Annotated in this window: 22 protein-coding genes and 3 pseudogenes; 1 reads left to right on the forward strand and 24 read right to left on the reverse strand. The window is 47.6% G+C overall.

Annotation, left to right across the window (positions count from 1 at the left end):
* Positions 1-520: 520 nt before the first annotated feature.
* Positions 521-1,327: a helix-turn-helix domain-containing protein gene (locus DW835_RS13145; protein ID WP_006873172.1), complete on the forward strand. Its 807-nt coding sequence runs from the start codon at positions 521-523 to the stop codon at positions 1,325-1,327.
* 61 nt (positions 1,328-1,388) lie between these two features.
* On the opposite strand, the gene DW835_RS13150 is transcribed toward DW835_RS13145, so the two are convergent.
* From DW835_RS13150 to DW835_RS13270, 24 genes and pseudogenes are all read right to left on the reverse strand, one after another.
* Positions 1,389-2,351, reverse strand: coding sequence for a DUF3658 domain-containing protein (locus DW835_RS13150; protein ID WP_014078537.1), 963 nt, complete (start codon positions 2,349-2,351; stop codon positions 1,389-1,391).
* 16 nt (positions 2,352-2,367) lie between these two features.
* Positions 2,368-2,757, reverse strand: a complete 390-nt coding sequence (locus tag DW835_RS13155) for a TnpV protein (protein ID WP_117534454.1) — start codon at positions 2,755-2,757, stop codon at positions 2,368-2,370.
* Entirely contained in the window at positions 2,717-3,079 is a 363-nt protein-coding gene (locus DW835_RS13160; RefSeq protein WP_347559379.1) for a helix-turn-helix domain-containing protein, read from the reverse strand. Before DW835_RS13160 ends, DW835_RS13155 begins: the two co-directional genes overlap by 41 nt.
* 191 nt (positions 3,080-3,270) lie before the next feature.
* Positions 3,271-4,881, reverse strand: coding sequence for a recombinase family protein (locus DW835_RS13165; RefSeq protein WP_002605633.1), 1,611 nt, complete (start codon positions 4,879-4,881; stop codon positions 3,271-3,273).
* Positions 4,882-4,981: 100 nt separating this feature from the next.
* Complete coding sequence (locus DW835_RS13170; RefSeq protein WP_002605634.1) at positions 4,982-5,164, reverse strand: transposon-encoded TnpW family protein; 183 nt, start codon at positions 5,162-5,164, stop codon at positions 4,982-4,984.
* The gene (locus DW835_RS13175; protein ID WP_002605635.1) at positions 5,161-6,018 is read right to left on the reverse strand and encodes an ATP-binding protein; all 858 of its coding nucleotides are present in this window, start codon (positions 6,016-6,018) and stop codon (positions 5,161-5,163) included. The genes DW835_RS13170 and DW835_RS13175 overlap by 4 nt, the downstream gene beginning before the upstream one ends.
* Entirely contained in the window at positions 6,015-6,749 is a 735-nt protein-coding gene (locus DW835_RS13180) for a phage replisome organizer N-terminal domain-containing protein (RefSeq protein ID WP_097772859.1), read from the reverse strand. Before DW835_RS13180 ends, DW835_RS13175 begins: the two co-directional genes overlap by 4 nt.
* Positions 6,739-6,930 carry a hypothetical protein gene (locus DW835_RS13185; RefSeq protein WP_006058351.1) on the reverse strand — a complete coding sequence of 64 codons (192 nt, stop codon included), beginning with the start codon at positions 6,928-6,930 and terminating at the stop codon, positions 6,739-6,741. The genes DW835_RS13180 and DW835_RS13185 overlap by 11 nt, the downstream gene beginning before the upstream one ends.
* 186 nt (positions 6,931-7,116) lie before the next feature.
* The gene (locus DW835_RS13195; protein WP_002602093.1) at positions 7,117-8,739 is read right to left on the reverse strand and encodes a relaxase/mobilization nuclease domain-containing protein; all 1,623 of its coding nucleotides are present in this window, start codon (positions 8,737-8,739) and stop codon (positions 7,117-7,119) included.
* A complete protein-coding gene (locus DW835_RS13200) occupies positions 8,711-9,109 on the reverse strand; it encodes a plasmid mobilization relaxosome protein MobC (RefSeq protein WP_002602094.1) in 399 nt (132 codons plus the stop codon). Before DW835_RS13200 ends, DW835_RS13195 begins: the two co-directional genes overlap by 29 nt.
* 533 nt (positions 9,110-9,642) lie before the next feature.
* A complete protein-coding gene (locus tag DW835_RS13205; RefSeq protein WP_002602095.1) occupies positions 9,643-9,846 on the reverse strand; it encodes a helix-turn-helix domain-containing protein in 204 nt (67 codons plus the stop codon).
* Positions 9,836-10,282, reverse strand: a complete 447-nt coding sequence (locus DW835_RS13210; RefSeq protein WP_002602096.1) for a sigma-70 family RNA polymerase sigma factor — start codon at positions 10,280-10,282, stop codon at positions 9,836-9,838. Before DW835_RS13210 ends, DW835_RS13205 begins: the two co-directional genes overlap by 11 nt.
* Positions 10,283-10,486: 204 nt before the next feature.
* On the reverse strand, positions 10,487-11,254 hold the full coding sequence (locus DW835_RS13215; protein WP_002602097.1) for a class I SAM-dependent methyltransferase: 768 nt from the start codon (positions 11,252-11,254) through the stop codon (positions 10,487-10,489).
* A 323-nt stretch (positions 11,255-11,577) separates the two neighbouring features.
* Positions 11,578-11,922 carry a helix-turn-helix transcriptional regulator gene (locus DW835_RS13220; protein WP_002602098.1) on the reverse strand — a complete coding sequence of 115 codons (345 nt, stop codon included), beginning with the start codon at positions 11,920-11,922 and terminating at the stop codon, positions 11,578-11,580.
* Between the two features lie 81 nt (positions 11,923-12,003).
* On the reverse strand, positions 12,004-13,923 hold the full coding sequence (gene tet(32), locus DW835_RS13225) for a tetracycline resistance ribosomal protection protein Tet(32) (RefSeq protein ID WP_002602099.1): 1,920 nt from the start codon (positions 13,921-13,923) through the stop codon (positions 12,004-12,006).
* Between the two features lie 362 nt (positions 13,924-14,285).
* Positions 14,286-14,507, reverse strand: a pseudogene (locus DW835_RS18720) (phosphotransferase); the annotation flags it as partial.
* Between the two features lie 263 nt (positions 14,508-14,770).
* Positions 14,771-14,899, reverse strand: a pseudogene (locus DW835_RS13235) (Maff2 family protein); the annotation flags it as partial.
* Positions 14,900-15,112: 213 nt separating this feature from the next.
* Positions 15,113-15,919 (reverse strand): annotated as a pseudogene (locus tag DW835_RS13240) (TraG/TraD/VirD4 family protein); the annotation flags it as partial.
* A gap of 41 nt (positions 15,920-15,960) precedes the next feature.
* Complete coding sequence (locus tag DW835_RS13245) at positions 15,961-16,119, reverse strand: transposon-encoded TnpW family protein (RefSeq protein WP_002596227.1); 159 nt, start codon at positions 16,117-16,119, stop codon at positions 15,961-15,963.
* Positions 16,120-16,261: 142 nt separating this feature from the next.
* The gene (locus DW835_RS13250; RefSeq protein WP_118731282.1) at positions 16,262-18,133 is read right to left on the reverse strand and encodes an AAA family ATPase; all 1,872 of its coding nucleotides are present in this window, start codon (positions 18,131-18,133) and stop codon (positions 16,262-16,264) included.
* Positions 18,130-19,626: a MobQ family relaxase gene (gene mobQ / locus DW835_RS13255; RefSeq protein ID WP_118731283.1), complete on the reverse strand. Its 1,497-nt coding sequence runs from the start codon at positions 19,624-19,626 to the stop codon at positions 18,130-18,132. Before mobQ ends, DW835_RS13250 begins: the two co-directional genes overlap by 4 nt.
* Positions 19,592-19,951 (reverse strand): DUF3847 domain-containing protein, encoded by a 360-nt coding sequence (locus DW835_RS13260; RefSeq protein WP_117836118.1) that lies wholly within the window; start codon positions 19,949-19,951, stop codon positions 19,592-19,594. The genes mobQ and DW835_RS13260 overlap by 35 nt, the downstream gene beginning before the upstream one ends.
* Before the next feature lie 127 nt (positions 19,952-20,078).
* The gene (locus tag DW835_RS13265) at positions 20,079-20,603 is read right to left on the reverse strand and encodes a hypothetical protein (RefSeq protein WP_015516227.1); all 525 of its coding nucleotides are present in this window, start codon (positions 20,601-20,603) and stop codon (positions 20,079-20,081) included.
* Between the two features lie 300 nt (positions 20,604-20,903).
* Complete coding sequence (locus DW835_RS13270; RefSeq protein ID WP_118731284.1) at positions 20,904-21,734, reverse strand: TraX family protein; 831 nt, start codon at positions 21,732-21,734, stop codon at positions 20,904-20,906.
* Positions 21,735-21,824: the final 90 nt, after the last annotated feature.

The following is a 21,824-nucleotide window of genomic DNA, read 5'->3' on the forward strand; positions in this document are numbered from 1 at the left end:
AAAGCTCATGCTTCCTCTTTTTGCTCATTCTCGGCATATTGTATTTCCTCCCGTTTTAGTGTATGGTTTCGGGGCGATTTTCGGCAAAATTACGGTCATAGAGCCGATTAAAATCTCCCGAAGTATCAGCGATAGGGTAGACTATCCCCCTATCAGATTGTCGTGTTTCGGTATCATTTCGGTGTCAGTTCGCCAGTTCTCCCCGGTGTCGTTCCTCCCCTGAATCTCACAGCGGCGTATTGCTCCCTTTGGTACGCTCGTTTCGGTCAGGGTTCCTCCATATCCCTGCCAAAAGTCATGGCGCTACATCGCCGGGGAAGCATATCCCACACAGGCTGGTCATTCGATTGGAATAATCCATCGATGAACTACCTGTATCATAGAACATTTTTGTGCCCTGTGCCGTATGTCCACAAAGTAGGAATTAGGGGTAAAAATCAGAAATTTCCACGATTGCGGAAAGTGTGATATAATCCAGATAAGCGGCAGCAATGAAACCATTGGAAAGGAGCGTGCGCCCATGAAAGGAGCAACAAGCATACAGGAACGCCTTTGGGAACTCCGCAAGGACAAAGGCTTAAATCTGGAAGAACTATCAAAGCTGACAGGCATTTCCAAATCAGCTCTTGGAAGTTATGAAAAAGAGGATTTTAAGGAAATCAATCATGGCAACCTTATCACGCTGGCAGACTTCTATGGGGTCTCTGTTGATTATCTACTGTGCCGGATAGAGAACAGGGAGCAGATCAACACACCATTGACGGAGTTGCATTTGAATGATGAGATGGTGGCACTGCTGAAAAGCGGTCGGATTAACAACCGTCTGCTCTGTGAGCTTGCTACACATAAAGATTTTATCAAGTTTCTTGCAGACATTGAGATTTATGTGGACGGGATTGCTACCATGCAGATTCAAAACCTCAATGCACTTGTCGATACCGTCCGGCATGAAATCATTGAACGGTATCGCCCAGGCGAAGATGACCCGCATTTGAAAGTGCTGCAAGCCGCCCATATCAGTGATGATGAGTATTTCAGTCACATGGTTCTGGATGACCTCAACCTGATTATCCGGGATATTCGGGAAGCCCACAAAAAGGACAGTGAGAGTGCGCCCCAGACCACCGTTGCCGATGAATTGAAAGAAAATCTCGAAGCAGTCGAAAATTTCAAGGGCAGCCGGGATGAAAAGCTGGTTGTCCTTTACTGCAAGCAGCTCGGTATCAACTATAAAAATCTGTCAGACGAAGAATTTCGCTGGCTGATTCGGATTCTCAAAAAATCAAAGAAAATGGGAACGCCTATCAGCCAGAGGAAAAAACGGTAAAAAAAACCGCTGTTGCATGGTTGGGGTGCCTTCCATGTAGCAGCGGTTCTTGCTGTGGTTATTATTTCATTCGTTTTCTTAATATCCGGCGATAATTTGTTTCTCCCTTTGGTGCGTCCTGTATAATTTCCAACACACCATCTTCAAGCATTTTATCAATGCGATTAGAAATCCATACATCACTAATTCCAAGTTGATATTTTCCTAAAACATTACCTATAACAATAGCCATTTTGAATTGCTCTGGCTGTTCCGCAATTTCACGAAGAATGAAACTATCATATATATCTTCTGAAACACTTTGCAATTTACCATTTAGCATTGCACGCAAAGGTGCATTTTCATTTTGAAGTTGATTCCATTTCATAGCACAAGCTGAAAGAAATACAGGCTTAGCTTTTTCTTGTAGAGTTATATATTTTCCCCATTCGCCAGGAGAAACCTCACCCCATGCTATTTTGGATGTCATAGTATTTTCTTTTCCATATTCCCAGGCAGGTAACTTAACCAAATAAATTGTTGTCTGACAGTTTAATGGTCGAAGTTGTTTCATAAGCCAGTACATACCGCAAAGTTCATCCGGATTATAGCTATACCAAATACGAACTTCTTCCCCAGCTACATATCGTTCAATAACCGAAGACAATGTAGTTTTAATTTTCTGTATTTTTTCTTCAACCTGATAGTCTAAATCCTCTACAAACCAGACAGACAGCATTTTCTTGAGAACATTTTTCCGCTGTTCGCCAATTCCATTATCAGAAATATCTCCCACACTAAGAGCCATATCAAAACAATAAACATCACTGCTCTTGCCTCCCAATGGAATAGCATTCTCCCAAGCAATATGTTCTTGTTCCTGTGCTTGAATTTGTGCTTCTTTCATTTCATCTGAAGATGGAACACTCCCATCTTCGTGCCTCATAAAGACCGAAACTGCACTTCCTCTATACTTTCCCTTACCGTAAGTTTGGGCAATTTTCAAACTTCCACAGGCACTTTCACCAAATACAATTTCAATCATCTTATATACCTCCGATTTAATTACTCCCGTATGAATAAATTATATCATGCAAAACAATTTCTTCTGCTCGGTTGTGAATGTTATTGCAACGCTGCACCCATTCCATTTGACGGGTACGCTTCAATTCCTCGGTCACGCCCTCGGTGGCTTTCATCTGCTCCATGATGGTGTCTAACCGTTCCTGTGCCTGTTCGTTCAGGTCTGCAAGGTATGTCCATAACTCCCCGGTCAAGGTCAATGTGTTCAATCTGGCTGGGTGGACTTCTCTTAAATATTCCCGGTGCATCCGTCCGTACTTTCCGATGGGGCGGTGTTCTTCCGGCAGCTTCAAGTCTGGGATGTAGTAATCTCCAACAAGGATATAATCAATTCCGTTTTCTGTTATTCTTGGTTTCAATTCGCTCATGTTCCGTACCTCCTGTGGAAGGAGGCTCGTCTGGTACTGACTCAATTACATCGGTAATCTCACAATTCAGCGTTTCGCAGATACGGGCTAATGTGTCCATGCTGATGTGCTTTCCCTCTTTGCTCATGTTGGCAATCATATTCGTTGTCATACCAGCAGCAAGCCTTAAATCTTCTTTTCTCATATCACGCTCTAACAGTGTATGCCAGAGTGGTTTATAGCTGATGTGCATATTGCTTTCCCGCCTTCCTATCCATACCACCGGGGCGGCTGCCCCGGCAGGAACTTTTCTCTTATTATAGCACCAATCTTGTGAAATCACAATTTATTCTTGTAACCTGCCGCTGATACCGTCTGGATTGTGCTTTTCCTTTCTTTTTGCTCCCTTTAATTAGCCATGAACTGCTTCATTCCCTGGGGCTTTGCTGATGTGTGATAAAGAAGTAGTAGAAGTGTAAAAAATTTTGCCGTTCCTATCCGGCGTTTGCGCATTGCGCCGGATAGGTCGGGCGGTCATTCGGGCAGGTCTACCTTGCCAACGAAAGAGTAATAAATATCAATGTCCTGTCTGCGTGTGCCGTTCTCGTCATAGCTGCACTCATGCACAACGATTTTCTCCACAAACTCACGCAAAAGGGTAGGGGTAAGTTCTTCAAAGCTGGTGTACTTGCGGACAACATTCATAAACTTTTCTGCGTTTACCGTGGCTTCCTGCGCTTTGGAAAGCTCTGCCCGGATAGCGGCGGCTCTCTCTTTCAGTTCTTTCTGCTCGGCTTCATAGTCTGCCGACAGCTCCGTGAAACGCTCGTCTGAAATGCGCCCGGTCACGCTGTCCTCATACAGCCGCTTGAAGATAGCGGATAACTCGCTGATACGCTTCTCGGCGGCTTCCAGCTCCTTTTTCCTTGCGGCGTTCCTGCGCTTGCCCCCGTCCTCGTTCTGCTCGATCAGCAGCTTCATAAACCGGGCTTCGTGCTTCGCTGCATAGCTGGTGACTTTCCGCAGATTGTCGGTCACTCCGGCGGTCAACAGGTCGGTGCGGATAAAGTGCGCCGTACAGTCACGGGTACGCTTCTTGTAGCTCCCGCAGATATAACAATCCTGCTTGCGGGTGGCGTTCTGGTAACGCTGCTGGTAAAGGACGCTGCCGCAGTCGGCACAAAAGAGTATGCCGGAGAATAAGCCCACTTCATCATAGCGGTTCGGGCGTTTGCGCTGCTTGCGTAACTCCTGCACACGCTCCCACATCTGGGTGTCAATGATAGGCTCATGGTGGTTCTCGAAAATCGCCTGTTTCTCAATGGGGTTCTCTACGCTGTGCTTGGTCTTGTAGGACGGCTTCTCCGTCTTGAAGTTTACCAGACAGCCCGTGTACTCCCTGTTTTCAAGGATATGTACCACGGTATTGGTCGCCCACTTGCACTCATAGCCGGGGTGGTAGCGGCGGGTGCTTCCCGTCCGACGGTATTCCAGCGTTCCCGGCGTGGGGATCTCCTGCTCTGTGAGCATACGGGCTATCTTGGTCGGCCCGTTCCCGGCAAGGCACAAGCTGTAAATCTGCCGCACAACAGGGGCGGCTTCCCCGTCAATGATAAAATTTTCGTCCTCGTCCATAAAGTAGCCGTATACGGGTTTGCTCGTGACGGGCTTCCCGCTCATACCCTTAGACCGTTTTACTGCTTTGATTTTCTTGCTCGTATCTCTCACCAGCCATTCGTTAAAAATGTTCCGCAGAGGGGCAAAATCATTGTCGCCCTGTGCGCTGTCCACTCCGTCATTGATAGCGATAAAGCGGACGCCTTTCTGTGGGAAAATCATTTCCGTATACATTCCCACTTGCAGATAGTTTCGCCCTAACCGTGACATATCCTTGACGATAACGGTGCCGACTTTTCCGGCTTCAATGTCCGCAAGCATGGCTTGAAAACCGGGTCTTTGGAAGTTCGCCCCAGAATAACCGTCATCTGTGTACCATTGCAGATTGGAAAAGCCGTTCTGCTTCGCATAGGTTTCAAGAATACGCTTCTGGTTTGAAATAGAATTGCTCTCACCTTGCAGCTCGTCCTCGTGGGATAATCTCGGATAAAGGGCGGTAATAAGGTTTCGGGTGGTCTGTCTTAACATAGTGTCCTCCATTTCCGACAGCCAGCCCCACTATTCCGTATGACTATCATACCACACGCCGGGGCTGGCTGTACAGTCCTTTCTGCTTCTTTACGTCCCGTCAAATTGCCGATTTTTGTGTAGCAGCTTCCGCTTCCAGCACTTTCAGCATTTTATCGGCGGCGGTGGCGGTGGTGTCCTGCTTGAAATAGCCGGAAACGACAAGGACAGAATTACCTATGCGGATTTCCGTCACGCAATCCGGGCGGCGGGTGCTGCGGTCATTCTTTGGGGTGTTGGTCATAGGCGGCTCTCCTTTCTGTTCATCAGCTTTTTCAGTTGTCCCATTTTCTCCTGCGCCGTGGCTTTTCGGAAGTTGCTCCCGGTAAAGCGGACAGGAGAACACATTTCAATCAGACGGTCATAAATGCGGGCGTGGGCGGTGTCCTCCGGGTGCTGCAAGTCCTCCAGCGTGAGATTAGTCGTGACGATCAGCGGCCTGCCGCTGCGGTAACGGCTGTCAATCACGTTGTAGACCTGCTCTAAGCCGTATTCCGTTCCCCGTTCCATTCCAAAATCGTCAAGGATAAGCAGCGGGAAGCTGCAAAGTCGGGAGATATATTCATTCCTGCCCTCAAAGCTGGCGGCAAGGTCACCCAATATCAATGCAAAGTTTGTCATGCACACGGGGATTTCACGCTCCATAAGGGCATTTGCGATACAGCCCGCAAAATAGCTCTTGCCTGTGCCAACGCCGCCCCATAGCAGATAGCCAATGTTGCGCTCTTTCATGGTTTCCCAGTTCTCCACATAGAAATGGGCGTGTTCCATTTGCGGGCACTTGCCGTTGTCGTTCTCAAACGTCCAGCCCTGCATAGCCGGGTCTGTAAAGCCCCGCCGCTTCAACCGCTCGACAGTTTCAAGGTGACTGCGCTGTTTCTCTGCGGCTTCCCGTTCCTCACGCTCTGCCCGCTGGCAGTCACATTCTGCCGGGTGGCGGTCACGCCCCAGCCATGCGGCGGTTTCTTTGGGGAAATAGCCCTCTTTGGGCTTGTGGCACTTCCCGCAGTATAAAAGCCCGTCCTCGCCGGTGTAGTCCTCCGGCTCCGGCGTGGTGTCGGTCATATTCAAAATCATTTCATCAAATCCATTCGTCATAAGCTCTCGCCCTCCTTACAGGTATAATCGGGTATGCCCTTTTTCGGGGCTTTCTTGGCTGCGTCCTCCTGCGCCCACTTGAAAATCGTGGCTGCATGGCTCTTGTATTTCCTCCCGCTGGAAGCGATATGGCAGGATAGGCGGTCAATGTAATACTCCCACTTGCCGGGAAGCTCTGTTTTCAGCCCGTCAAGCTCCGTATCGGAAAGAATGACATTGTGATATCTGCCATAGGCGGCGGGGGCGGGGTGTCCCGTTTCTAACTCTCTCTCTTTTTCTATTTCTATATCTATCTCTTTCTCTATCTCTATCTCTGGTGGACAAATGTCCGCCCCTGTCTGCGGCAGGGCTTTTTGTTCCTGCAAAGCCAGCCGCGCCCTGCGCTTGCGCTCCCCCTCGGTAGAGGACTGGCCGATTAAAAGCTCAATGTTGCTCATGTAGAGTGCGCCGCTTGGCAAAGGCTCCACAAGCCCCAGCTTCATAAAGATTTTCAAAGCTCTCTCTACGGTACCTACCTGCTGGCGGGTAATGGTCGCAATCATCTGGGCGGTGTAGGGGATATTCTCGTCAAGCTGCAATTTCCCGCCGTTTTTCAGCGATTTCAAGTACAGCTTCAAGAGAATGTTGGAATAGATAACGCCGTCCTGCATACTTTCCAGCAGAACGATTGCATCATCGTCAAAATAGCTCTCTTTCAGCTTGAGGTAGTAATATTTGCGGTTATCTGCCATAGGCTGCGTCCTCCTTTTTCCAGCGTTTGGAATAATAGCGAGGGCATAGTATGATAACCGCCCGGAAGCTCTGTTTGCAGTCACGGGTGCAGCCCCGGCATAGGTCGTTGTAAGTGATACGGTTGCGGTGGTTGAGGAAGAAAGACCATTCCAGCCGCCGCTTCTTGCTCATTCTCGGCAATGGTAAGCTCCTTTCTGCCGTTCCTATCGGTGTAGCGGGATAGGGGGCATTTTCTGTATGTTCTCGGTATCATTTTCGGGCTTTTTCTGCCCTGTAAGCCCCGTTTGGAAGTCGGGGAGTATTGCGGTAAGGGTTCATATCATACCTGTATTTTTGTAGGGTTTCGGTATCATTTCGGGGCGGTCTTTAACGCTCCTGTTCACGCTTTTTCTGCTGGCTCGGTGCGCCCCTTAAAATCTGGTCGATATTGCGTCTGACTGTCTGAAGCTCCTGCGCCCGCTGGCGTTTCTCCCGGTAGTCGTTATATCCGGCGTTCTTCTGGACGGTAAGCTGCTCAATCTCCCTTTGCAGGGCTTTGCTGGCTGGCAGCTTGGTTATTCCATGCTCCCGGAAATAACGGGCGGCTGTGTCCGCTATGATAAAATCGCTTTCGTGCTGTTCCCGGTAGGCTCTCCGGGCTTTCTCCGATTTCTGCGCTTTCAGACCGTCACGGGCGGGCTTCGTGCCGATATAGCCCAAAAGGTTGCGCTGCAATTCCTTTTTCTCCCGGATAGCGGCTTCCAGCCCTTTCAGTCCGGCAAGGCTCTCCTGCGTGGCGGTGTTGGCTGCGGAAATGGCAGCGTCCAGCTCGTCCGGGGAAGAAAAGCCATACTGCTGGTAGAGCATGAGGGTAGCCGACATCTGTTTGAGGTTGTGCATGGTCGCCCACTTCTCATAGCCCCGTCCTTTCCCCTCGGCTCGCTTGGCGGCTATGTCTACCATGCGCTGTACAGCGTCATTGTTCGGGGCGTTTTTCGCTTCTTTTTTCGTCCGTAAGCGGTCTTTGATACTGCCGGGGTATTCCGCTATGGCTGCGGGTTTTTCGGCGGCTCTGGCGGCGTTCTGCTCCAAAACGGAGAGGACAGCAGCCCGGTCAAAATCGTCCCCCAGCTTCCGGGCGGTAATTGGCTTCGTCCTGTCCGGCGTGAGGTAACTTAGCCGCCCCCGGCTCTCCTTGACGGTCACACCATGCCGGAGAAGCAGGGCGGCAAACTCATCAAAGCCGGAAGCAGCGGCAAGGGCTTCCCGGATAGTCCGGCGCAGCTTCGCCTTATCCGTTTCAAACTTGGTCTGCCGGGGCGCGATACCGTCCGCAGCAATAGGGGCGTTGGCTCTGTCAAGGGCAGCCTGTCCTTTCTTCTGCGCCCAATACTCACGCTCGGTAATGCGTTCTTTGCTGCCGTTCAAAAGGTCTATCTGGTAAAGCCCCTCGCTGTGGCACATCTCCATGACTTCGGCTTTCAGATAGTTCATAGCTGCGTCCGTACAGCGGTGCTTGCAGCCTGCTTTCCTGTCCGCTGGCCTGTCCATGTGGGGCAGCATGGGAACCTCCGCAATCCGCAGACTGTTAATGACGATATGCACATGGATATTTTCGGTGTGGCTGTGTCCGTCCGGGTGGGTGCAGACAAGGGCCTGGTGTCCGGGGAAATGCTCGGCGCAGAACTTCTCGCCCAGCTCCTGCGCCCGATCAACGGTCAAGCCGTTGTCCGGGCCGTCCCGTGGGTCAAAGCTGATGATGTAGTGGTGGCTCTTTACGTCCTCCCGTTTCTGGTTCTTGCCGTAGCGGAGATTGGAGCGCATACAGGCAACGGCAAAATCCTCCCCGCCACAATTCAGAGAGGATATGCGGTAGTCTACCCTCGGTATGAGCCGCCCGTCTGCGTCAAGGGTGGGCTTCATGGTAAACTCGTCATGCTCGAATGTGAGGTATTTTTCAGCGTCCCCGTAGTTGGCATTTTTAGAGCTGATATGTTTGAGTATCGCCAACGGCTTCACCTACTTTCTGCAAGACTTCAAACTTCAAGGCGGCAAGGTCGGCGGCGGCTCCCCGCACTTCCTTTTCCAGCCCCCGGTAGGGGCTTCCGTATTCGTTCAGGCTCCGGGCAATCTGGTTTAAGTTGCCGCCGATTTTCCCGTACTCTGCCGTGAGCTTGGAGAGGGCGGCAAGCAGCCCGTCATTGACCGGGGAAACGGTGACAATGGGGCGTATGGTCGCTTTCCGTATGGCTTGCCGGATAAACTCGGACTGGCTGATTTCATAAGCCGCCAGCCGCCCGGTGAAGTCGGCGTATTCTTCATCGGTCATGCGGGTCTTTACCACATGACGGCGGTGGGGCGTATTGTATTTCTTTCGCATGGTCTGTGACCTCCTTTCTCGCCCGACAGGGCGCATAGCAGGGTTTGGGGAAGGCACTCCCCAACAAGATTCCCGCAGGGGCAAAAATAAGCGGAGAGCGAATTTTGGCACCTCGGTAGAATCTTGCTCTGAAAAACTCCGGCGTTCCCCGGCTCCCGTCCTTTCCGCTAACAAAACGTTTCAAAAGGGCTTTGCTACCCGCTATTCCGGCTTATCTTGAAAATTTTCCTTTCACTACCTACAACACCACGCAAAGCAAAATGGACGGAGATTTTTAGAATTTCCCCTCTATTCCCTACAACACCACGCAAGCCGGAATAGGCGGACAATGGCAGTATTTTTTTCTTTGATACCCTCTACGGATAAGTAAGGGATTTTGCCAACTGCGGCGGCTATTTTCCCTTTTGTTTTTTCATACTGGGGATTTTCAAAAATGCCAAACAGGAACGAAAAAAAGCAGCAAATCTGTTGAATAGATTTACTGCTTTCTGGTTGCCGGCGAAGCGGCGGTTATTCAGTTGTAGGCGGTAGGGCTATCTCCCAAAGCGGAACTTGAAAATAGCTGTGAGAAGCGTCTGGGTGATGTAGTCCTCTGTATCTTGGTCTACCCGTCCATTCACACGGGCGGCACATTGTATGCGGCGGCGGTAATACTGCAATACAGTTCCCACCGCTTCCGGCTCCCCGCTGGCGGCTTGGACGATTGTTTCATAGGGGAGAAGCCTATTATTTCTCATATGCCATTCCCTCCATTTCCGCTTGGAGCTGCCGTAGGGCTTTTCGGATATGGTAGCCCGCTGTGCTGCGGCTGCGCCCGTACTGTCTGCCAATTTCGTGCTGTGGAATACGCTTGAAAAAGGACAGGTAAATCATTTCCCGCTCCCGTTCGTCCAGCCGTGACAGGGCTTCCGCAAGTAAACCGCTGCTGAAAATGACCGTATCGCCGCAAAGGGTAAGTATGTATTCCTCGTCCGGCTCCGGGGCTTGGAAATATTCATCTGTCGTGCCTAAAGGGTAGTGCTTTTCGTCTGTGAGGTATTCAAGGGATATTTCTCTTTTGTGCTTCCTGCTCCGTGTCCTCGCTGCGTTGATCGTTGCATTTCGGATAACGACTTTGCAAAAGGCATGGAAAGTGTACTCGATATGTTCCCGATATTCTTCTGTACAGGTCATGGAAAATCCCCCTTTCCTCCCAAAAGGGCTGTGGCTGGTTAGTAGTTGCTTTTTATGATAGTAAGGGGCGGCAGCACTTTAGGCTGTCGCTCCTTGACTGCCTAACTGCAAAACCGGGCGGGGCTGTCAACGGCGGGCGAAGCCCGTTCATCTTGACCGTTGACTGGCTCGGCCGGGTTTGCTATTTATCCGGCAAACTTGAATTTATTTTAAGCTATCACGTTTTACCTTTTTAAGCCTTACTATCATTACCATAGGAATTTCTTTATTGTTTTTGAAACATTCTTCATAAAATCCATCAATGACAAATCCAGCTCTGAAACAAAGGTTAAAAATATCTTGTATGGAACGATGATAATAAATCTGCTCCTCCGGCTGCCCTTCGATCGCTATATCATAGTAACTGTGCGGTGTCATATATTTTTCAGTCAATGTGATAAAACAAGGGTGCTGCGTTGCAAAGACAAAAATCCCGTTTTCCTCCAATAGTTCATAAACAGCCATAAAAAGCGGTTCAATATCCGTAATATCCATAATTGCCATATTAGAAACTGCTTTCGTAAAGGCTCGATTTCTTTTTAATCCTAATAAGCTTTCTCTATTGGTCGCATCCGCTACGCAAAACTCAATTTGTTTTGCATATTGTGATCGCCGTCTTTTAGCCAATTCTATCATTTTTTTGCTGTAATCAAAAGCGACGACCGAAGCGCCTCTCTGTGCAAGATACGAAGAATAATTTCCATTGCCGCACGCAATATCCAAAATGTAATCCGAAGGATCAGGAGAGAGAAGTTCCGTTACTTTGGGACGTACTACCTCTCTGTGAAATTCATTGGATTCGTCACCCATTGCATCATCCCAAAATTGTGCGTTTTTCTCCCAGATCTTTTTGCTTTCCTCTGTTCCCATGTTCTCTCCCACTCCCAAAATTTGCCTTTTTGCTTCCATTAAATCTTCCTTACTATATTCCATTGTTACCCTCCATAACTTCTGATTGTTGCCGTCTTGACTATTATGTATCTTTTCTTTCCAAAATGGTATAGGCTTTTATTTTTATAATGCTGCAAAACTTTTCTTCTGTAAGGTATTCAAAGGATATTTCCCTTTGCCGCCGCTATTGGAAAGCCAAAAGCAGCGGCTTTTTTACGCGATATGACCGAAAAGACTAGAAAGCAGGATATGTCATCATTTGTCATTTCTTCTCAATGTAATAACTGCATGGCATATCAAGCCAAATACAAGAGAAAAACAGCCACCGCCAAATAGTGATGCTCCCCACCCTGCACCCGACATTGTCATAAAACCGCCAACAAAGAAAATACCAATGCCAAGAAATATCCCGACACCATAAAAAAGTCCAATTGCCATATCATACTTATTAAATTGTCGTTTCTCTTTTTTTCACATGTTTCCATTTTTGTTATTACCTCCTTCGCAAAATCGTCCATGTGGACTCCAAAAAGAAAACAAATTTTTTTCAACGTATTTAAATCGGGTTCATTAACATCTCTCTCCCAATTCGATAGCGCCTGCCGGGTAACATTCAATTTCCCAGCCAGTTCTTCCTGTGTCATTCCCGATTGTGTTCGCAGATGACGTATTTGCTTTCCTGTTGTAATATCCGTCTGTTTCTGGTTCAAAATGGTTCCTCCTCTCTGATGCTGATTTTATCAATGATATTTCGCAATAGCCAGCAATGAACGTTTGCATTGCGCAAGATGTTACATTATCTTCTGAAACATATGCCGGATCTTGTCTAAACGGCTGTTCGGGCGGCGTGGCTGAAACACAGGCTCGCCGGAAGTTTCCTGATACCCTTTTAATTCTGTAATGCAGACACTTCTTCCATTTGTATAAAAATTCAAATCATTTCTATATTCACCAATACAACGGGCAGGGATTTCCCCCTTAAAAATAACTTCATCTTTTTCAAGTCTGGTTGATTCAATGATTGCGCAATACTTTGGTGCGTCATTATAAGCCCGTGAAAGATATTCCTGCGGTGCAAAAAGGGTAAAGGAAAGGTATGGTTCCAACAGTTGTGTTCCTGCTTTTTTCAATGCCTGCTCCAACACGACAGGCGCAAGAAAACGAAAATCAGCGGGGGTGCTGACCGGGCTGTAATAAACTCCATAATCAAAACAAATTTGGCAGTCTGTCACTCCCCAGCCATATAAGCCCTGCTCCATTCCATAACGCACACCCTCCATGACGGCATTTTGAAAACTTTGGTTTAAATAGCCGAGAGATACCTCGCTTTTATATTGTGTTCCGCTTCCAACAGGAAGCGGTGTTACAGTCAAACCAATAGATGCCCAAAACGGATTCGGCGGCACTTCAATATGAATCGTGTAGCTCGCTTTTTTTTGCGGTCTTTCCAGATAAATAACCGAAGGCTCTTTCATAGCCACGCCCACATGATATTTTTCTTCTAATAGCGAACAAATAACTTCTAACTGTACTTTTCCCAAAAAAGATAATATAATCTCATGTGTAACAGTATCAATGTCAAAATGCAAAAGAGGGTCTGTATCAGCAATCTCTGTGAGGGCATTTAACAGGGCTTCCCTTTGCTCCGGCTTTTGCGGCTCTACCGTTGTCCGAAGTAATGGCATGGGATTATCAATCCGTGTTTTGTGAGGCAGGAGTTTTTCATTTCCCAGAATGTCGTTCAGTTTCAAAGTATCATCAGCTAAAATAACAATTTCTCCCGGACAGGCATGGTCAACCGGGACGATTTCACCATTTGACGGAATACACATTTCTGTAATCTTTATTTTTTCCTTTTTTGACAGCAGCAGGGTATCCCGTAAATGGAGCGTCCCATGATACAGGCGTAAATAAGAAAGCCGTTTTTTCCGCTCTGTATACTCAACCTTAAAAACATATCCACATAATTCAGACTGAATATCGTCTGTTTCTGTAATGAAAGTTTCTGTAATCGCTTCAATCAGTTTTTCTGTTCCTAAATTGTCTTTTGCACTCCCATGATAAACAGGAAACAAAGAGCAGCATCTGGTTCTTTTGCACTTTTCATATTGTAATTCCTGTATATCCAAAGAATCCTCTGCAACATATCGTTCTAATAGTTCATCGCTTCCGGAAATAATCATATCCCATTTGTCCAAATCAGAAATATCGGTCATGGTTATCTTTGGCGACAGGGAAACCTCCTGCATGACAATCATATCACTGGTAAGTTTATCTTTAATGCTTTGGTAAACACGCCGCAGGTCGATCCCATTTTGGTCTATCTTATTTATAAAGATAATTGTCGGAATGTCCATTTTCTGAAGCGCATGGAATAATATACGGGTTTGTGCCTGTACGCCGTCTTTTGCCGAAATGACTAAAACAGCTCCGTCAAGGACAGATAAAGAGCGGTATGCTTCGGTTAAAAAATCCATATGACCGGGAGTGTCCACGATATTGATTTTATAATCATTCCAGCAAAAAGAAGTAACCGCTGTCTGAATGGTAATTCCGCGCTGCCGTTCCAAAATCATAGTGTCTGTTCTTGTAGTTCCTTTATCCACGTTTCCTTGTTCCGCAATCGCTCCACTGGTGTACAGCAGGCTTTCCGTCAATGTTGTTTTTCCTGCGTCTACATGGGCGAGAATTCCAATATTGATTATTTTCATGTGATTGTCCTCCTTTTACAGCCCCAAAAGGGCATAAAAATCCCCAGCAGTAAAATACTTTTACCACTGGGGATTATAATTTGCGGACATACACATATACAGCATACACCTGTTTGTGATTGCTGTTTTTCGGATATGTCAAAATTGATAAGGCAAAAGTATTCTTAAATTGGGTACAAAAAACCAAGCCCCCACAAAAGGGACTATCATAATCCTTTGTTCCCACTATTTGATTATAGTTTTATTTAAGAATACCTTGCCGCATATTTTTTACTCCTTTTTTGGAATGATGCTATTATATCACATTAGTTTTAGGAAAGAAAGTACCTAAAAGAAATTTTTCTTCCCCTTATATGTAACAATCATACCGACTTTCTGGCGTTCAGAATGGTTTCTGCTGTCTGCTGTGGTGTTTGGTTGGAATTGTCCAGCCAAAAGCCGATCCGTGGTGTTGTCTGCATAAATGTATCGTATAAGGTTTCAACCGTAAAGCCGGAATAGCCTGTTTTCTCCCTGTATCGTTCCCTTCCTTTTATTGTTTCCACATCTGGACAAAGAACGACAACCTCAACAGGGTATTTATGCGGCACAAAAAATATGTACATGTAACTAATTCAACACATTTATAATTTGAATAGGGACATTATAGCATTTACTAAATACAAATTCAATGTATACGGAAATAAAGATATAAGGAGTGGGAAGGATTCCGCCGTAGTCGGCATTGTAGGAAAATCCAAAAGTTTAGATTTTCCCACAATGCTTATCTTTTGGTCTTTGGTTCGGAATAGTGTAGTGCTGGCGGTCTATCTCTTGTTTTCGGTTGCTTGCTTCCTTACCGTACATGAGCATTTGCTCCGGGATTATCATTTCCGTAGCCTTCCATAAGGTTGATCGCTCCCCAGATTCCAAGTCCGGCTCCAAGAGCGATAACAAGTGTCTGTAAGGTTCCTACTGCGCTTGTAAAAAATGCCATAATTCAAATTCCTCCATTAAATGATTTTTGTGTGATATACTTTTTCCTTCTGTCCTGACCAAAGGGCGTTTTATAGTTACTGCCGGTCTTCCTGCAGTGATCCCGGCTATGCGCGCATATTTGCTCCCCATTTGGAAATTCTTTTATTTCCTGTTCGGGAATATAGTAAAAGCTCCTGCCTCCCGGCCTTTATCGCCGGATGGAAAGAGCTCTTTACTCGGTTAAATCGATGACCTGGTATTCGTCATCTGCTTTCAGTATTAAGTTGTGGCTGAGGAATTTTACTACATCAAAATAATTCCTCTTATCATAATCTGCCGTCAGCTTGTAATTCGGATGCTGCGTCAGATCATATTTATCGGATAAGAAAGGTCTTACACCACGGACCTGCACAATACATTTTGAGCCGTCCATGACCGCCAGTTCATCCATTGTCATAAGATCCTTACCAAGTTTCTGGTAATTCATGTTGTAGCTTTCCTGGGATCCTTTTGACTGACCTGTATTGTACATATCAATCGTTTCTTTTCCCAGAATCGCATTCAGATCCTTCAAAGTGGTCTGTTCCGTACCACCAAGAAAAATCTGTGAATCCATGTTGCCGATGATCGTATCAGCGTTATCCTTATAAATCGCTTTCAGCTGCGACTTTGCCTGTAATACCAGGCATGCCGATATTTCTCGGCTTCGGATCGTTGCGACCAACTTCTCCAGATTAGGTATCTGGCCGATATTCGCCGCCTCATCAATCAGACATCTTACATGTACCGGTAATCTTCCACCATACACATCATCCGCTTTCTCACACAGAAGATTGAACATCTGTGTATAGATCATGGAAATCAGGAAGTTAAAGGTTCCATCTGTATCTGACATGATCAGGAACAGGGCCGTCTTCTCATCTCCCAGAGTATCAAGCTCCAGTTCATCATAAGCAGTCAGGTCTCTGAGTTCCTTGATATCAAACGGTGCCAGTCTTGCACCACAGCTTACCAGAATGGACTTGGCCGTCTTTCCAGAGACGAAAAGTCAAGGACTTTTTCATCAAATTCAAAAAGAAGTCACATTTTGCGGACTTCCTCACGGAGCATACGCTTGATTTTGTCCTCCATCGTCTCTTTTGCGGTCTCGCTGAAATGGACACGGACGATATAGGTGGTCTTGCCGATCTGCTTTCTGACAGTCGGGCAAGTGGCGGTATTGGTTGCGGTATTGTTCATGCAAAATCCTCCTGTAAATGAAAAATGCCCGGTGACTGTTCATCATCGGGCGGTGTCGGTATGAGGGGACAAGGCAAGGCGGCAACATTAAGGTATCTATAAAAACCTTGCCGTCTTTGCCACGCTTGCCGTGTTCCTGTTGTCAGTCTCGGAGATAGCAGACCCATGTTGTGCCGTCTTTCTCGGTCACAAGTCTGTCTCCGATACGGCTTTTTGCCGTTCTCATGGTGCGTGAGGAAATCCCCCGCTCATTGACTGCCTTTTCCAACTCTGCACTCGGCATACGCTTTCCGTCCGCAAGCAGTTCCAGAATGATCATTTGCGCCTGTGCGGTCTTGCTTTCGGTCTTGGCTGTGTCTGTCCCGTCAAGAAGCTCGTCAGCGGTAATGTCATAAGCCCCTATCCACTCAAAACCTTTCTCGTCTCCCAGAGAAAATGCAAGGGACTGTCCGGGCGGCGCAAGGGAGCTTTTCTCATGGATAAGCACCCTCGTTGTTGGATTGTCCTTCAGCTTGCCGATAAAAAGCAGACTGCGGACTGCCGCCGTAATGTCGATAGACCCCAATCCCCGGTAGGTGCTTTGCGTTCCTGCGGCTTTGTTGAGGTGTCCGATCAGCACGATAGCGCACCCAGTAGCCTGTGCAATGTCTCCCAGACTGCGGAAGATGGGACGGACTTCATTTGCCCGGTTCATGTCCACATCTGCGCCCAGAAACGCCTGCACCGGGTCAATGATAACCAGCCTTGCGTTGTTTTCCCGGATTGCCCTTGCGATGCGCTCATCGGCAAGGGTCAGCGGCGTGTCTCTATCGTCAATGACAAGCACTCTTTCAAGGTCTGCGTCCGCTTCCATCAGCCGGGGCTTAACGGTATCGCCCAAACCGTCCTCGGCGGTCTGATAGATGATATTGAAAGGCTCAAGTGTCTCCATACCAGGTAAAGGCTTTCGATTGGTGCAAGCCGCCGCAAGACGCATGGCAAAGTATGTCTTGCCCTCGCCGGGGTTGCCCTGTATGATCGTCAGCTTCCCAAAGGGGATATACGGAAACCATAGCCATTCCACGCTCGTAAGCTCCACATCTGCCATGCGGAGCATGGGGACAGGCTGGGCGGTGGGCAGCTCTCGCAGCGTGATTGTCTCGGCTATGAATTTGCGGCTGGGAATGTCCCCTTGCTGACGGAGGACATCGTTCCAGTCTTTCCTTGCCGGGACAAGGCGAATGACGGCGATCTCGCCGGGAATGTCCTGTGCCAGTCGGGTACAGGCATCGCTTCCTGCGGTGTCGCTGTCAAGGCAGAGGAACACTTTTCGGGTGTCCTTGCGTTCAGAAAGGAAACGGTCAAGTGTTTTGCCCGAAACGCCGCCCAGGGCAAGATAGCTCCTTGTCTGCCAGTCTTGCGGATATAGGCAGATAAACGATAACAGGTCTATCGGTGCTTCAAAGACAAAGAGCTGGTTGCCGTTTCCCTCATAGCGGAACGGATAGGACTTGTCAGACCCGGTAATATCCTGTCTGAATGGGTCTGCCGTTCCTCGCACATGGGCGTATCTCGGCGTACCGCTTCGGTCTCTGCCGACAAACACAACATTGTGCCGCTTTGCGTCCTCGTAAATATCCCCGGAAAGAAGAAAAGCCTCAACAAGCGTTTTGTTGAGACCTCGGCTTTCTGTGAGATATTGGATTGCTCTGTCGGCTGTTCTGTTGTGCAAGGGCAAGTGAAACGCTGTGGGCGGTGCTGTGGCGGCTTCGCTCTGTCCCTCGGCGCTTTCGCCGGTTAAGAGCTGGACTGCTTCGGGAAAGGACTTGCCGTAAAACTCCATGACAAAATCAATGGGATAGCCGCCCTTGCTCTGGCTGTGGCGAAACCACTTGTTTCCCCGGACGGTCAGGCTGTCATGTTCTTTCCAACGGTATTCCCGTCCGCTTTTGATAAGCGTCTCTCCCTGTGTGCGGAGAAAATCTTCCAGACTGACGGCGTTTGCCCGGTCAATCTGTGCTTGGGTGTAATTCATCGGGATAGTTCCTCCTTTTTCTGTCGTGTTTGGGGTCGATTTTGGAGCTTTTGTTCCTCTGTGCGCTCGTTAAATCGGGCGGCAGTATCTACGCATGACTTGACCTTCCAAAGACGGTGTAAATCGTCTCTGACGGTCTTAAACTCGCCATAGGTGGTGTTGTGCGCCTGTTCCAGCTCGTCATACTCGTCGGACAGCTTTTTCATATCCACCTTGCCGTCTGGGAACTCCCCGGTCAGCTTTCGTCTGGCGGCGTAGAACTGTTTCAGTTCCGTTTCATGCTCTGCCTTGTACTTGGCTCTGGGCTTCTCAAACTTGATTTTCTGCAAGCCGTCATAGACAGGCTTCAAGCTCTGGAAAGCAGCGGAGCTGTCATAGAGCTGCTTAATTGCTTTCATTCGGGCGGTCTGTTCGTCCAGCGTTTTCTTCAAGCTCTCTGTGGCAGCACTGTGTTCGCTGACACGGCTTTCCAAATCTTCAAGGGTGTAAATGCCATTCTTCCGAAGATAATTGAAAGTCTCGTTCATCTCCTTTAGATTGCAGACCTTGCCTTTCTGGGAATACGCCCCGGCGTTGCGGCTGGTGTAATAGGCGTTCAGCAGAGAAACAAGGTCGGGTGCCTGCGGCTTGGCAAGCTCTGCTTTTGCTTCGGCAATCCAATCAAACAGGAGAGTGATTTTCTTCTTGATGTCACGGATAACGGCATTGGTTGCTCTGATCCAGCGGTTGAACTCGCCTTTCTCGGTGCGTATGCCTTTCTTCTCCATTGCCCGGACGGTTGCGCCCTCATGGACAGTGGGAAGAAGCTCCACGCCCTGACGCTCATAGCTTCGGTGGTCGATGCGAACATCAAGCCCTTTCTCTGCAAACTTGGCGTTGCACATCTCCGCCCATGTCTGCCGCCAGTATTCCAGCGTTTCGGGACTGCCCCAGTCGGTAGTGGGAACGGCATTGAACACATACTTACCGTTTGCGTCTCGAATACGGTTGCCGTCCTCGTCCAGCTCATACACCCGGCGTTGCTTTAGCCCCCATTTGCCGTTCTGCTCGATGGGGCGGATGGGGCAAAGTACATGAAAATGTGGATTGGGTATGCCGCCGTCCTCACGGTCTGGCTGGTGTACGGCGAAGTCAACCACCATGCCCCGGCTTACAAAGTTCTCCAATAAAAATTGCCTTGCAAGAGCGATGTTTTCCTCAAGGGAAAATTCATTCTGCAAGGCAATGTCAAAGCTGTATGCAAGCTGGGCGTTCTTTCCACGCTCGGCTTTTTCCACGGCGTTCCATAGGGTCTGGCGGTCTGCGTATTCGGGCGGTGCATGGGACGGCAGGAGAATGTTGGAGCAGATCACGCCGCCCTTTCTGGTGTAGTCGCTGTATTCGCCGTAATACTCGCTATACAATCGCTCCCCGGCACGGTAGGCAGCAGAAGCAATAGCGGACTGTCCTGCGCTTCGCTTAGTCTGCGTGACGCTCAGATGAAATAGTGCCATCGGCTTTCAACTCCTTTTCTCTGTTTGCTTGGCTGATGTGGGTAATCGCCATGTGACGGACGGCTCGCTGGACTTCGGACAGAGAAAAGATGTGTTCCATCAGCTCTGTCATTTCGGTGCGTGTGAGATCTTTGACCTCCGGGGCAAGGCTCTCAATCGTGCCGCCCAGATTGCAAAGGCGGTGGGTGCGTTTCTGCCTTTCGCCTTTCTCCAGATATTTCTTTCTGTTCTCAAGACGGTTGAGCTTGTGCTTCTCCTGTGCAAGCTGCGTCTCGGCCCGTTCCTTTTCGGCTCGGAGCTGTTCAAGGGTTTTCGGTTTTGTCATTGTGATTGACCTCCTTTTTTGATTTTTGGGATAAAAAAAGACCGTCAACTTTTCGCAGATTGCGACCAGTCAACGGTCAGTTTTTCGGTATTCAGTTGTTGTGTTCAGTTCGGTAAATTGAAGTTGGTCAAAGTTGTTGGCGAAGATATTCCACAACATTTCCATTCGTATCATAGAAACAGATGTTTCCTACATTGAGGGGCAGGACAATGGCGAAAGGCTTGCCACTATCAATATCAATCACCTGAATGCCGTTGCCATCATCTACTTCAAGTCGAACAATATTTTGGGTATTCATTGAGATAAATGCCCTTTCGTTATTTCCCTCAACAACAAACTCTGCAATGTAATCATCAACCTCAACTATATCTCCACCACCACGGAAGAAATATCCAAAAGACAAGCCAGGGCGATTTACATAGACAGAAAAAGTGTGGTCTGTCTTGTCCTGTGGGTAAGAAATAAATGCAGCCATTGTGTCGGAAATGCTTCCATCAACAATCCAATCATCCAAAATTTTTTGAGATTGGCGAATGTCTGCTTCTAAACTGTTTGCGGTTTTACCAATGTCATTGTTTGCATAAAGGAAACCGAAAACCAACACACAAGCCAAAATAACACCCAAGAGGATTATGGGTAATTTCTTTTTCATAGAATCACACTCCTTTATCAAATTAAGATTCTTGATTTTCAAACTTGCTGGCGGCGAACGGTTTGTCAAAACCGTTTGCGGACGGCAAGTCCACAGGGGATAGCCGCTTTAGCGGCGCAAGGGGGTGTAGCCACCTTGACGGAACGAAGTGACGCAACATTCTCGGTCATGCAGTTTTCTTCTGCTGACGGAGAATGAAGCTCCGCAGGACGCACTACTCTCGACAGAGAGTATAGAAGTGCGCCCTTTAGTTCCTAAAGGGGTTTGCTCCGGCTTAATTTCTCGACAAACTGCAATTAGTCATTTCAGTAAGTATTTTCCGAGTCCTATCTGAATCAAATATAGGACAAGGATATGTGCTGGATAAAAAACATAGAAGAAGTATTTTAGCTTCAGTTTACCACGCTTTCCGTTGTATAGCAGAATAAGCAAGCAGGCAAGAAGCGTACATAAAGGCGGTTGATTCCCCGTTGTCCCCATGTAAGCCAAAAGGAACAGCAACACTTGATAGATTCGGTGATTACGGCAAATATAAAATGCTGATATGAATAAGATCCCCTGCATACCGTAGTCACAATGGATTTCTTCCGCAATGCCGGAAAAAAGCACTACACTGAGAACTTGCAGGACTGCTGATTTTATTCTATCCACCGGTAGGTCTGATTTACACGAAAATCTTTCAAGGCATACCAATGTCAATAAGCCTAAAAACAAGGTGAAAAATACATTTTGATACTTCAAGTAAAACGGAAATGTATCTTCCATTCGTGAATACGCACTAAAGAAACCTATGTCAAATGGAACTTCCGAAATAAGGGCAAATGCAAGCATCAACCCAATATAGCGTTTTTTACTTCTTGTGTGTTGGAATCCTTCTGCCAGCAAAAAACAGAATAGCGGAAAAGCAATCGTCCCAATGCTTTGCAAATCAAACCGTATGAAATAATCTATCTCTCGGAATCTCTCCCACGACATTTGCCCGTTATCTGCCATAGCCCCCCAGTAGTTTGATAGCAGCCATTGCAGCACAATTTTACATAGATGGTCAATAAGCATTGTCAGTACAGCAATAACCTTTAGCGAATTTCCTGAGAGAAATTGAATGCGATTTATTTTCCTATCAAGGCTCATAAAGCAACCTCCTACCAACTTCCAATTCTACGATTTTTCGCATTCAAATTATACCATAAAACTCGTGAACAATTCTATCGCAACTTTGGA

It is taken from the genome of Clostridium sp. AM34-9AC (assembly GCF_003480225.1).
GTDB lineage: Bacteria > Bacillota > Clostridia > Lachnospirales > Lachnospiraceae > Acetatifactor > Acetatifactor acetigignens.